Below are 12,819 nucleotides of genomic sequence, written 5' to 3' on the forward strand. Positions count from 1 at the left end.
CATCAGGTTCCCGTCCGCTTCGCAAGAATGGTGTCAGGGGCTGCCACAGCCCGCTCTTCGGTCTTGGCCACCCGCCAGAGTTCATCCATCTCGGCAAGGGAGGCCTCTTCACAGGACCGGTTCTGATCGCGCAGCAACTGCTCAACCCGGCGGAAGCGACGCTCAAATTTGGCATTTGCCCGTCGGGCGGCCTGTTCCGGGTCAACATCGAGCTTGCGGGCAAGGTTGGCCATCACGAAAAGCATATCGCCCAGTTCATCCTCAAGCCGGTCATGGACAGGCTGATCAACGTCAATTTCGGCCTGAAGCTCTGCCGTTTCCTCATCAAGCTGATCAAAAACCTGGCTGACATGTGGCCAGTCGAAACCAACCCGGGCCGCCCGTTTCGTCAGCTTTTGTGCGCGCAGCAGACCGGGCAGGGTACGTGCAACGCCATCCAGCGCACTCTCCGGCGCGTCATTGCCCCGGGCTTTCTCCCGCCGTTCAGCGGCTTTCTGCTCTTCCCAGTTCCGGGTCTGGGCCTCTGCATCGTCAACCTGCTGATCACCAAAAACATGAGGGTGACGTCGGACCATCTTGTCAGCAATACCGGCGGCAACATCATCGAAGCTGAACAGCCCCGTTTCTTCGGCAATCCGGGTGTGATAGACGACCTGCAGCAACAGATCGCCCAGTTCATCGCGCAGGGAAGCCATATCCTTCTGTTCAATCGCATCAGCCACTTCATAGGCTTCTTCGATCGTGTAGGGGGCGATGGTCTCGAATGTCTGCTCGATATCCCACGGACAACCTGTTTCCGGGTCACGCAGGCGTATCATGATGTCGAGCAGACGACGCGTCTGGGGCAGGGACATGGAACCTCCGGTGAGTCGACATGAGAATAACCGGCTTGCCCGCTCCCTGCCAGAGCCGGGTTAACCGGGGGATGAATGCAGGCTTGCCATCTTCCCTGTCAATCATACCCGACCTTCTGATATATTAAGCGAATGAACCTTTCTGATCTGAAATATCTCATTGCCGTCGCAGAGCACCGCCATTTCGGCCATGCGGCTGACGAATGCAATATCAGCCAGCCCACACTTTCAACGCAGCTGAAAAAGCTGGAAGCGGAACTGGGCGTTGCCTTGCTGGAGCGCACAAACCGGTCGGTTTCAGTGACCGATGCCGGTGAGCAGGTGCTGCGTCATGCCCGCAATATCCTCGCTGAGGCAGACATGATCCGGCAGGTGGGGTCTGATGAATCGCGCCCGATGTCGGGACATCTCAGAATTGGCTGCATCCCGACGCTGGCCCCTTATATGCTGCCCTGGCTGTTGCCGGCCCTCGTTGCGGATTATCCGGATCTCATTCCGGTTCTCGTCGAGGACATGACTGCCCATCTGACCGAAAGCCTGATAAATCACGATCTGGATGTCGGATTCATGGCCCTCCCGCTGGATGGTGACGAACTGGCGACGGAAGCCCTGTTTGATGAATCCTTTCTTGTCGCCTGTCATCCCGATCACCCGTTTGCTGCGACAGAGGCCGTCCTGCGTCAGCAACTGGCGGAGGAGGATGTGCTGTATCTTGATGACGGACACTGTATGCGGGATCAGACAATGGAAATCTGCGGCCGTCCGTCATCCGGCGGACTTGGCGGCGACTTCCGGGCAGCCAGCCTGGAAACATTGCGTCAGCTCGTCAAAGCCGGCTTTGGCGTCACCCTGCTGCCCGCAATGGCCGTCTCCGGTAGCAATCATGATGGCCGGATTGCCATTCGACCGTTTGCCGGGCCTGCCTTTCGCCGGGTGGGGGCGGTCTGGCGTAAAAGCTTTCCACGGCCCGATGATATCCGCCTGCTGTGCCAGACGGTCCGCCGGGCAGCACCCGGAGTTGTCAGTCTGATTGATGATTGAATTCGCCTATCACCGTCATTCAGACAGTCAAATTCCTAAACAAACCCGCCTCCGATACGTTCTCTCCACGCAAGCAACGAAGCTTGCACCCAAAATTACGGAGAGACGTTATGAGCGACAAGCGCCCCACAATGACCACGACCGGTGGTAATCCGGTCTCCGACAACCAGAACAGCCTGACTGCCGGTGCCCGTGGCCCCGTGCTGATGCAGGATTACCAGCTGATTGAGAAGCTGGCCCATCAGAACCGTGAGCGCATCCCCGAGCGTGTTGTCCATGCCAAGGGTTCCGGTGCTTACGGCACCTTCACCGTCACGAATGATATTACTGCCTATACCCGCGCCAACCTGTTTGGTGAGGTCGGCAAGCAGACTGATATCCTGATGCGGTTTTCGACGGTCGCCGGTGAGCGTGGTGCGGCAGATGCCGAACGCGATGTCCGGGGGTTCTCCGTGAAGTTCTATACGGACGAGGGCAACTGGGATGTTGTCGGCAACAATACGCCAGTCTTCTTTGTCCGCGACCCGCTGAAGTTCCCTGATTTCATTCATACCCAGAAACGCCACCCGCGCACCAATATGCGCAGCCCGACTGCCATGTGGGACTTCTGGTCACAGTCACCGGAAAGCCTTCATCAGGTTACCATCCTGATGTCTGACCGCGGCCTGCCGCAGGGCTATCGCAACGTCAACGGCTATGGCAGCCATACCTACAGCTTCATCAACAGTGACGGTGAACGGTTCTGGGTGAAATTCCACTTCAAGACCCGCCAGGGCATCAGGAACTGGACCAATGACGAAGGCAACGCCGTCATCGCCAATGATCGCGAGAGCGCTCAGGCAGACCTGTATAATGCGATTGAAGAGGGCGACTTCCCGCGCTGGGACCTCAAGGTGCAGATCATGCAGGAGCTGGATGCTGAGACCTATCACCTCAACCCGTTCGACCTGACCAAGGTCTGGCCGCACAAGGATTATCCGCTGATCGATGTCGGGACCCTCGAACTGAACCGCAATCCGGATCACTATTTCGCGGAGATTGAGCAGTCGGCCTTCTCACCGTCGAACATCGTTCCCGGGATCGGCTTCTCGCCCGACAAGATGCTGCAGGCCCGTATCTTCTCCTATGCGGATGCTCACCGCTACCGGGTTGGTACTCACTATGAAGCCCTGCCGGTGAACCGTCCGAAATGCCCGGTTCATCATTACCACGCAGATGGCCCGATGCGCTTCGATGCTCCGAAAGGCACAGATGCTTATTACGAGCCGAACAGCTTCAACGGCCCGGCAGAAGACAAAGGCTATGCCGAACCGCCGCTGAAGATTTCCGGTGATGCCGATCGCTACAATCATCGCGATGGCAATGACGACTACAGCCAGGCCGGTGATCTGTTCCGGTTGATGGATGACAATCAGAAGGCCCAGCTGTTCGGCAACATTGCCGGTGCCATGCAGGGTGTTCCGGAGAACATCATCCGGCTGCAACTCAGTCACTTTGCCAAGGCTGATCCGGCTTATGGGGCAGGGGTTGCCAAAGCCCTCGGCCTCGACTTCTGAGCCTGCTCAATGCTTCACACCGGGGCCTCCTGACCGGAGGTCCCGGATTGCCGGTTACTTCAAATATTCTGATATAAATACAAAACGCCCGCCCCGGATTTTCCCGGAGCGGGCGTTCTGATTCAGACTGTCAGAAGATTATTTTCCAGCCTTGTGGTCAACAATTTCGCCACGGGCCGGATAGCCCTTGGCGAGGACAAAATCGAGTGCCCCGAGGATTTCACGGAAGTTCGGACGAGCAAACGGCATGGTCTGCACAGTACCGAAATAGAGGGTGCCATCCGGGCGGACCAGGAACAGACCCGGCTCACTGAAAAGGGCTGGCTCTTCAAAACCGGATGAGGTCACGCCATTCGACGAAGAGATATAGAGACCCCATTCGCGGGCCTTGTCGAGATCCAGACCATAGCCCATGACGAGCTTGTCGAGACCCCATTTTGACTTCGCCTCAACGGCGCGATCTTCACCATCACTGGAAACCGTGACGACGTTGACGCCACGCTCTGCGAAGTCGCCGAGCTTCTTTTCAAGGTCGGCCAGGTAGTTGCCGCAGATCGGGCAATGCAGTCCGCGATAGAAAACCACCATGGTAAAATTCTCGGGCTTGCTGTCACCGAGATCGAATGAGCCGCCACCGACAGTCGCAACCTTGAGCGACGGAACGGGCTGACGCGGAAAGAGGGGGGTAATGTCAGTCATCACATATTTCCTTATCTGGTTTGAACAACACCAAAGCAACAATGTCACTCGGCGGTTGCCCCGAAGATGCGCTTAACCATCCCGGATGCAACCATCCATCAGATAGCGATTTCGTGATCCCAGCTAACCCGGAACTACCGGTCGGATGAATGCCAGCCTGATAACATGTGTGAGATATTGTTCGCCAGTCAGTATCGGAACCATCCGACAGTTCGTCAGAAGCATCTCAGCAAGATCGATAGCGGCATCCGTGAGACCAACCTCCGGGACAAACATTGATTAGAAAAGTGAGGGGACCGACAGACCGGTCTGCGACCGAAACGCAGATCATCATAATCCATAATGTCGCATAATATACGTTATCTAAAATATAATATCATTTATAAACAATGGATTAGAAATTGAGTCCTAACTATAAAGCAGACCTTCTAAATTTCGATTACCATTCCATCCCAGGCTGGCTCAACACCGTTCGGGCACAGGCCAGCAACGGTTTTATAATCCATATCCGGTCCCATATGCGTCAGGATGGCCCGCCCCGGCCGAACGCGTTTGATCCATTCAAGGGTCTGACTGAACCAGCTGTGCGTCGAATGCCGGTCCATCCGGAAGCAGTCGACGACCCATATATCGACCCCCTTCAGGCAATCGAACGCCCGGTCATCGAGAGCAACACAATCTGTCGAATAGGCAAAATCACCAATTCTGAATCCGAGCGTTCGGGAATATCCGTGGTCCTGATCAAAGGCTGTCATCGTCAGCCCCGCGACATCAAACTGCCCTGGCTCTATCTGGTGAGCCTTCAGACAGGGTTTGTAGAATGGCCTGTCACGGAACTGTTCTTCGAACACATATCCGAATCTCTGACCAATCTCGTCCAGCGTGACCTGATCAGAATAGACATCGAGCCATCGGTCAGTTGCCATGTTGACCCAGCGCAGTTCGTCGATGCCATGAACATGATCTGCATGGGCATGGGTGAACAGAACAGCATCAAGATGGGAATGGTTAACGCGGAGAAGTTGTTCCCGCAGATCCGGACTCGTATCGACCAGCAGACGCTTGCCCGAGACTTCAATCAGGACCGATGACCGGAGCCGCCGGTTGCGTGGTTCATCCGGATCACAGCTTCCCCAGTAGTTACCGACAGCCGGCACACCACTGGAAGATCCGCATCCCAGGATGGTGATCCGCATACCCGTTATCCGGCCGGTCGCCGGGCCTTCGAGAACAGGCGATAGAAGTTATCGGTGGTGATCCGGGCCAGATCATCCGGGGTAACGCCCTTCACTTCAGCAACCTTCGCAGCGGTATGCTGAACGAAGGAAGGCTCGTTTCTTTTACCCCGGTTTGGCATCGGCGCCAGATAAGGCGCATCGGTTTCAACCAGCAATCTGTCTAGTGGAATACCAGCAATCGTCGACCGAAGGTCTTCAGCTTTCTTGAAGGTAACGATCCCGGAGATAGAGATATAAAGACCCAGTTCGACCGCCACGCGGGCCAGTTCAGGCCCGGCAGTAAAGCAATGAATGACCCCCGGAAACGCTCCGGCCGACATCGTCTCGCGAAGGATATGAATGGTATCATCATCCGCATCCCGGGCATGCACAATCAGTGGCAGACCGGTATCCTGTGATGCCTCGATATGCGCCCGGAAGTTCCGTTGCTGTTCAGCTTTCGGGCTGTGCTCATAGAAATAATCGAGCCCCGTTTCACCAATCCCGATGCATTTTGGATGGACAGAAAGCCCTGCCAGTTCAGCCCCCGTCACAGGCGGTTCGCTCTCCGCCTCGTGGGGGTGAATCCCAACGGAACACCAGATATGATCATGCGCCTCGGCGATGGCGCGAATCTGCCCGAACTTCGTCACATGGGTACAGATCGTCAGAATGCTCTCGATATCTGCATCTTCTGCCCGGCTGAGAACACCATCAAAATCCTCAGCGAAATCCGGGAAATCGAGATGACAGTGCGAATCAACCAGCATCTTCAGGCGCCGTCGGTCGTTTCATCCACGAACCGCGGAAACACCCCGGTTGGCTTCGGCACAGCCTGCCCCGGCGTCAGGGCCGTTTCCAAATCACCAAAGCTGCGCTTGTCTTGTGGCACATCCATCTGATCCAGAAGCTTTCCGGCACTTTCCGGCATCACCGGCTGTACCAGAATGGCGATCCGCCGGATCACGTCTGCCAGTGTATAGAGCACCGTCCCCATGCGTTCGGGGTCGCTCTTCTTGAGCCCCCACGGGGCCTGTTCATCGACATAGCGGTTGCCCTGCCCGATCACATCCCAGATATCGCCCAGTCCCTTGTGGAAGCTTTGGGCAAGGAACGCCTCACGTGTCTTTCCGTGCAGACTGCGGGCGGCATCAAGCAGGACGTTATCAGCTTCGCTGAACGCATCGGGCTGCGGAATTACGCCATTGCAGTTCTTGTGCACCATCGACAGCACACGCTGAGCCAGATTCCCGAGATCATTCGCCAGATCACCGTTCATGCGATGCACGATGGCGTTGTGCGAGAAATCACCGTCATTTCCGAACGGAACCTCACGCAGCAGAAAATAGCGAACCTGATCCAGACCATATTGTTCAATCAGCGCCAGCGGATCGATGACATTGCCCACAGACTTGGAAATCTTCTGGCCCTCATTTGTCCACCAGCCATGGGCAAACACCCGTTTCGGCGGCTGCAATCCGGCTGCCAGCAAAAAGGCCGGCCAGAAGACCGTGTGAAAACGGATGATATCCTTACCAACCATATGCAGATCAGCCGGCCAGAATGTCTTGTAGCTGTCGCTGTCCTGATCCGGATAGCCAACGGCGGTCATGTAATTGGTCAGCGCATCCAGCCAGACATACATGACATGTTTGTCATCGCCCGGCACCGGGACACCCCAGTTGAAGGTCGTACGTGAGATCGACAGATCAGTCAGTCCGCCCTTCACAAAACTCATCATCTCGTTACGACGACTGACCGGCGCAATGAAATCCGGATTGTCTTCATAGAATTTCAGCAGCGGCTCCTGCCATTTCGACAGCTTGAAGAAATAGCTCGGCTCCTCCACCCATTCGACATCCGCACCGGTTGGCGCCTTACCGGCGACCAGTTCGCTTTCCGCGTAATAGGTTTCATCCCGGACGGAATACCAGCCGCTGTAACTGCCGAGATAGATCTCACCGGCGTCCATCAGACGTTTCCACAGATCCTGCACAGCTTTTGTATGCCGTGGCTCGGTGGTCCGGATAAAATCGTCATTGGAGAAATTCATCGCGACAGCAAGGTCGCGGAAATTCTGCGAAACCCGGTCGGTAAAGGTCTGCGGATCAACGCCTGCGGCCATAGCCGACTTCTCGACCTTCTGACCATGTTCGTCGGTCCCGGTCAGGAAGAAGACATCTTCCCCTTCCAGCCGCATGAAGCGGGCAAGCACGTCACAGGCCAGCGTGGTATAGGCATGGCCGATATGGGGCGCATCATTAACGTAGTAAATTGGTGTTGTGACGTAGTAGGGCATGCCCCTGCTCCCGCTATAGGCTTTGGATCCGTCAGCCCTGCCCGACTGGCATTGCTGTCCGGCGCTGATCAGGCTTTGGATTGCGCGACTGACTGGATTGACAGCAGGGCATCCAGTGCTGCCTGCTTGCGATCCATATTGACAGTCGAAACGGCCCGACCAAGACGCGCGATCTTTTCCCACACCTCTATCCAAGGTTCAAGCGAACCGGCGCCTGCCGCCGCAGCGACACTGGCCCTCATACCGTCATTACCGACCTCACCAAGCTTGCCAGCTGCCGCCAGCGAGACAGATTTTCCGATCCTGTGATAGATCAGGTCCATCATGACAGTAAACCGGCGCTCGGCGCCGGCTTTCGCAACCTGGTCAGCCAGACCATGCATTTTGCGGATATCCATTTTCGGCAATCCGGCAAGCAGTGCATCCAGATCATCCATCAGATCGATACCACCGGCATCAATCAGCGACATTGCCTGACCGATGCTGCCGTCGGAAATTTCTGCCAACCGCTCAACCAGCCCGCTGCTGATTTCCGGATGATGCCGGGTGATAAGCTGGCTGACCGTGGTTTCCGGCAGCGGCTGAAGCATCAGCCTCCGACAGCGGGAGCGAATGGTAGGCAACAGACGTGATGGCTGATGACAGACCAGCATGATCAGCGCCTGCCGTGGCGGTTCTTCGAGAATCTTGAGGATCGCGTTCGACGCTTCCCGCCGCATCTCGTCGACGGCATCAATGACAACGACCCGCCAGTCACCTGCCGATGGTGTCATCGACATAAAGCCCGGGATCTGCCGGGCGACATCGACGGAAATGGATTGCGACAGTTTCTTGCCCTGCTTGTCGAGCTTGCGGGTGATCGCCAGAAAATCCGGATGGCCAAGCGACGCGACCTGCCGGAAAATCGCATCCTCCGGTGCTGTAGCCAGACTGGTGGGCGGACCACCAAACATGTCCGGCTCACCACCTCCCGAGAGGACAAACCGGGCGAACCGGTAGGCCAGCGTCGCCTTGCCGATTCCTTTCGGGCCACTCAGCATCCAGGCATGGCTCATCCGGCCGGATGACCAGGCTTCGATCAGTTCTTTCTCGGCGTCCCCCTGCCCCAGCAATTCCGGGTTTTCCCTTGGCGGCAACCAGGGCGGGTCAGACGGATCAACCAGATCAGGTACGGCAGGCTTCTTGCTCATAAGGTAATGCCAAGGCGTTCCCGGACAGCGCCCACCACCAGTTCATGCACAGCTTCAACAGTACGGTCGGCATCGATGACAACACAGCGATCCGGTTCCCGCCGGGCAATCTCAAGAAAGCCCGAGCGTACCCGCTCGTGAAAGGCCAGCGGCATCCGCTCATAGCGGTCTTCGCCTCCTTCCCGTTCAATCGCCCGGCCGATCCCTCTGTCTGACGCCAGATCGAGAACAATGGTCAGGCTGGGCCGGAAGCCGCCGCAAACCAGACGATGCAATCGTCGGATGGTCTCTTTATCAAGCTCATGGCCATATCCCTGATAAGCCATCGTTGAATCGGCGAACCGGTCGCTGATGACCCACTTACCCCCGGCCATTGCGGGCTGAATGCGTCGGGTCAGATGATCACGTCGCGCGGCATAATTCAGCAAGGCCTCGGTCAGCCCGTCCCAGCGGCCGGTTTCTCCGGTAACCAGAAGATTCCGGATTGCCTCCGCCCCCTCTGATCCGCCGGGCTCCCGTGTCAGTTCGCACTGAAACCCAGCGGTCTGTACGGCAGCAGCCAGCATCTTGCACTGGGTCGACTTCCCAACACCCTCACCGCCTTCAAATGTGATGAATGGGCCCACTTCCTGCCCGTCAGCCAAGGTCACGCACCCCAGACGATATATTTGACGGCAGACAGAATACGGCCGACAAAACCGAGCCGGTTGACCGTTTCTGCCGCTTTCAGGGGAATAACCCGGTCTTCAAGACCCGGTGCACTGATCACAAGGTCGGCAACCCGGTCACCGGCCACAATCGGTGCCGGAACCGGCCCGTCATAGACCACCGCAACCTTCATATCCTTGCGTGCGTTGCGCGGAACCGTGACGGTCAGAGCTTCATCAATGACCAGCGGCACCCGCTTCTTGTCACCCAGCCAGACTTCCGCGCTTTCAACCACATCGCCGCTCCTGAACAGGCTGACATTGGCAAATTCGCGGAACCCCCATTCCAGCAGACGTTCGGACTCCGATCCGCGTGCCTTCACGCTGTCGAGACCATTGACGACCAGCACAAGCCGCCGGCCATTCCGCTCGACGGTCGATGCCAGACCATAACCCGCAGCCTCTGTATGGCCGGTTTTCAGGCCATCCGCCCCCATATTACGGTAAAGCAGCGGATTCCGGTTACCCTGCCGGATGCCGGCATAGGTAAAGCTGCGTTCTGCATAGATCTTGTAGAGTTCCGGAAAGTCTTTGATCGTCCGCAATGACAGGGTCGCCAGATCACGGGCCGTGGTCATATGTTCCGGGTCGGGCCAGCCCGTTGCGTTACGCAATGTCGTATTCGACATCCCCATTTCCCGTGCCTTCGCGGTCGCGGTACGGGCAAAGGCCTCTTCAGAACCTGCCAACGCCTCGGCAACGACAATACTGGCATCATTCCCTGACTGGATGATGATTCCCCGAATCAGGTCAGAGACCTTCACGCGGGTATCGACTTCCACGAACATTTTCGAGCCGCCCTTCCGCCAGGCCTTTTCGCTGACGGGGAAATTGTCATCAAGGCTTACCGAACCTTCCCTGATTTTGGAAAACAGCATATAGACCGTCATCATCTTGCTCATGGATGACGGCGGCATCAGTTCATCTGCATTCTTTTCAAACAGAACAGCACCGGTCTCCGCATCAATCATCACGGCCTGTTTGGCTGCGGTATCCAGCGCGAATGACGGTGAAGCAACAGCCAGAAAACCTGCGAGAGAACACAATCCGGCAAACCGGCCAACCGTCTGAAACATGTTCTTTCCTCCGTTTTCTCTTTCGCCGGAACAGCATCCGGATATCCGTAACGGATCAGGCCGCTGTGGCGAAATTTTGATCTGAATGATTCGTCTTACTCTAGCACGATACGGGCGTCAGGAAATCCCGCCGAAATCACCGATGCGAGCAACTGATCAGCCTGATCCACTGTACTCAGGGGGCCGACCCGGACACGGAAATAATCCCGGCCATTCACCAGGGCGTGGGTAATTCCGGCTGTTCCATGCCCGGCAAGCCGCGCCTGCGCCCGGTTGGCATATTCGTAGACGGTAAATGATCCGGCCTGAATAAACATATCCGTATCGACAGGTACCGTTTGCGTAATGGTCTGCGGCAGCGGTGTGGTCACGCCTACGGCCGGCGCGGCGGCCCGGGTAGCCGGAGGAGCGGCAAAAGACTGAACAACCGGTGTTGGCTGGACGGCACCCGAGCCGTTCAGGTTCCGGGCGACAACTTTCGTCCTTGGTGCCGCCGTTACCCTTGTCGTATCGCCTGAGGCAACTGTTGTCCCCTGAAGGCGCGCCGCAAGCATACGGCTTTCCCGTGACAATACCCGCACCCGCACCCGCGCCGTTCCGGCCCCGATCATATCCAGCTGGTCGGCGGCCTTACGGGACAGATCAATGATCCGGCCTTTCGAAAACGGTCCCCGGTCATTCACCCGGACAATAATTGATCGCCCGTTTTCCAGATTCGTGACACGAACAATACTCGGCAAAGGCAGGGTACGGTGCGCCGCAGTCAGCGCGTTCATATCATAACGTTCGCCGTTCGCGGTATCCTTGCCGTGAAAGTTCGGCCCATACCAAGAAGCAATGCCTGTCTCGTCATAAGCATAATCAACCGCCGGCGTATACCAGGTGCCGTAGATCTGATAAGGATTCCCGATCTTGTAGGACGTCGAATTACCATATTCGCCGCCTTCGCCGGTAAAGGGCTCCGAGTTTTCAGGCAGCGTCTCCTTGATCGCGTGAGATAACAGATTGATCTCTGCGCACCCCGCCATCCCCATCATCAGGCAGAAAGCCCCGACAAGTTTACCGGCACGCGACACAGAATGCCGGTCAACAGACGCGTAAATTCTGCCAGAATTCATCTCAAACTCCCCCAAACCCAAAATCAGTCACCAATAGCGTCTGCAATCGACCCGACAGAAATGCCAAAGAAATGCGAATAATTCCACTTCAGCAGGGTTCGATAATTCTGATAGATCAGAAATGCAGCATCCCCGCCCCGCTTGGGACGAATGACGGAGGCTTCAATATTGCGGGTCGGCAAGGCACCACCACCTTCCTTACGCACACCGAGGGCACGCCATTCATCCATCGTCTTGATCACATCCAGACTGACCAGCGATTCATCAAATCCCCTCGGCAGGTCAACTGCCCGCCCCCATGTCAGGTCATCCCGCCAGCCGGATTTTGACAGGTAATTGGCAATTGATGCGAAAACATCTGATTGCGTCTCCCAGATATCACGGCGTCCATCACCGTTGTAATCCTCCGCAAACGAAAGATAGGAGGATGGCATGAACTGACTTTGCCCCATGGCGCCTGCCCACGATCCCTTCATGATATCGGCGGTCGTATGGCCCTGATTGAGAATCGTCAGTGCGTTAAACAGTTCCTTACGGAAAAAGGCACTTCGCCTTCCGTCCCAGGCCAGCGTTGCAAGAGAGTCGACGACCTTGAAGCCACCGGTATAGCGGCCAAAACTGGTTTCCGCTCCCCAAAGCGCCACAATAAACCGCGGTTGAACACCGTATTTCCGAGACACCTCATTGAGAATTTCACGATGCTCCTGCATCATCTTTTTGCCGTACTCAATCAGCTGAGGTGTTATTCTCTTTGCCATATACTGCTGGAATGTCTGGGTAAATTCCGGTTGTCCGCGGTCAAGTTCAATGACCCGGGGTATCGGTTTGATATCAGTCAGGGCAGCCGCGATGATCACCTCGGAGATATTACGCTCCCGCGCTTCCTGACGTACGCCCTCAAGCCAGGCATCGAAAGACTGTTCAGCAGCCAGTGCCCCGGCGCTCAGACTGACAGTCAATGAAAGAGCCAGCATCGAAAGTCGTTTTTGCATTGCTATTCATCACATTGATTGATCGGGAATATACTTTGTAATCCGGCAATCTTGCGAAACCGTTATCATC

The 12,819-nt window shown here is 56.4% G+C and carries 12 protein-coding genes; 2 read left to right on the plus strand and 10 right to left on the minus strand.

Features of this window, described 5'->3' with window-relative positions:
- Nucleotides 1-2: 2 nt before the first annotated feature.
- Nucleotides 3-854 (minus strand): nucleoside triphosphate pyrophosphohydrolase, encoded by an 852-nt coding sequence (gene mazG, locus GH722_17015; protein MRG73474.1) that lies wholly within the window; start codon nucleotides 852-854, stop codon nucleotides 3-5.
- Nucleotides 855-986: 132 nt separating this feature from the next.
- On the opposite strand from mazG, the gene GH722_17020 reads away from it, so the two are divergent.
- The gene (locus GH722_17020) at nucleotides 987-1,895 is read left to right on the plus strand and encodes a LysR family transcriptional regulator (protein MRG73475.1); all 909 of its coding nucleotides are present in this window, start codon (nucleotides 987-989) and stop codon (nucleotides 1,893-1,895) included.
- A gap of 110 nt (nucleotides 1,896-2,005) precedes the next feature.
- Nucleotides 2,006-3,451 carry a catalase gene (locus tag GH722_17025; protein MRG73476.1) on the plus strand — a complete coding sequence of 482 codons (1,446 nt, stop codon included), beginning with the start codon at nucleotides 2,006-2,008 and terminating at the stop codon, nucleotides 3,449-3,451.
- 138 nt (nucleotides 3,452-3,589) lie between these two features.
- Here the strand turns inward: GH722_17025 and GH722_17030 are convergent, their stop codons facing one another.
- From GH722_17030 to GH722_17070, 9 genes are all read right to left on the minus strand, one after another.
- Nucleotides 3,590-4,150 carry a redoxin domain-containing protein gene (locus GH722_17030; GenBank protein MRG73477.1) on the minus strand — a complete coding sequence of 187 codons (561 nt, stop codon included), beginning with the start codon at nucleotides 4,148-4,150 and terminating at the stop codon, nucleotides 3,590-3,592.
- 428 nt (nucleotides 4,151-4,578) lie between these two features.
- Nucleotides 4,579-5,346: an MBL fold metallo-hydrolase gene (locus GH722_17035; GenBank protein MRG73478.1), complete on the minus strand. Its 768-nt coding sequence runs from the start codon at nucleotides 5,344-5,346 to the stop codon at nucleotides 4,579-4,581.
- Between the two features lie 5 nt (nucleotides 5,347-5,351).
- Nucleotides 5,352-6,137 carry a YchF/TatD family DNA exonuclease gene (locus tag GH722_17040; GenBank protein ID MRG73479.1) on the minus strand — a complete coding sequence of 262 codons (786 nt, stop codon included), beginning with the start codon at nucleotides 6,135-6,137 and terminating at the stop codon, nucleotides 5,352-5,354.
- Nucleotides 6,138-6,139: 2 nt separating this feature from the next.
- Entirely contained in the window at nucleotides 6,140-7,666 is a 1,527-nt protein-coding gene (locus GH722_17045; GenBank protein MRG73480.1) for a methionine--tRNA ligase, read from the minus strand.
- A 68-nt stretch (nucleotides 7,667-7,734) separates the two neighbouring features.
- Nucleotides 7,735-8,856, minus strand: a complete 1,122-nt coding sequence (locus GH722_17050) for a DNA polymerase III subunit delta' (protein ID MRG73481.1) — start codon at nucleotides 8,854-8,856, stop codon at nucleotides 7,735-7,737.
- Complete coding sequence (locus GH722_17055; GenBank protein MRG73482.1) at nucleotides 8,853-9,500, minus strand: dTMP kinase; 648 nt, start codon at nucleotides 9,498-9,500, stop codon at nucleotides 8,853-8,855. Before GH722_17055 ends, GH722_17050 begins: the two co-directional genes overlap by 4 nt.
- A gap of 2 nt (nucleotides 9,501-9,502) precedes the next feature.
- Nucleotides 9,503-10,639 (minus strand): D-alanyl-D-alanine carboxypeptidase, encoded by a 1,137-nt coding sequence (locus GH722_17060; protein MRG73483.1) that lies wholly within the window; start codon nucleotides 10,637-10,639, stop codon nucleotides 9,503-9,505.
- Between the two features lie 95 nt (nucleotides 10,640-10,734).
- A complete protein-coding gene (locus GH722_17065; GenBank protein MRG73484.1) occupies nucleotides 10,735-11,757 on the minus strand; it encodes a septal ring lytic transglycosylase RlpA family protein in 1,023 nt (340 codons plus the stop codon).
- A 23-nt stretch (nucleotides 11,758-11,780) separates the two neighbouring features.
- Nucleotides 11,781-12,749, minus strand: a complete 969-nt coding sequence (locus tag GH722_17070; GenBank protein ID MRG73485.1) for a lytic murein transglycosylase — start codon at nucleotides 12,747-12,749, stop codon at nucleotides 11,781-11,783.
- Nucleotides 12,750-12,819: the final 70 nt, after the last annotated feature.

This window comes from Alphaproteobacteria bacterium HT1-32, from assembly GCA_009649675.1.
GTDB lineage: Bacteria > Pseudomonadota > Alphaproteobacteria > Rhodospirillales > HT1-32 > HT1-32.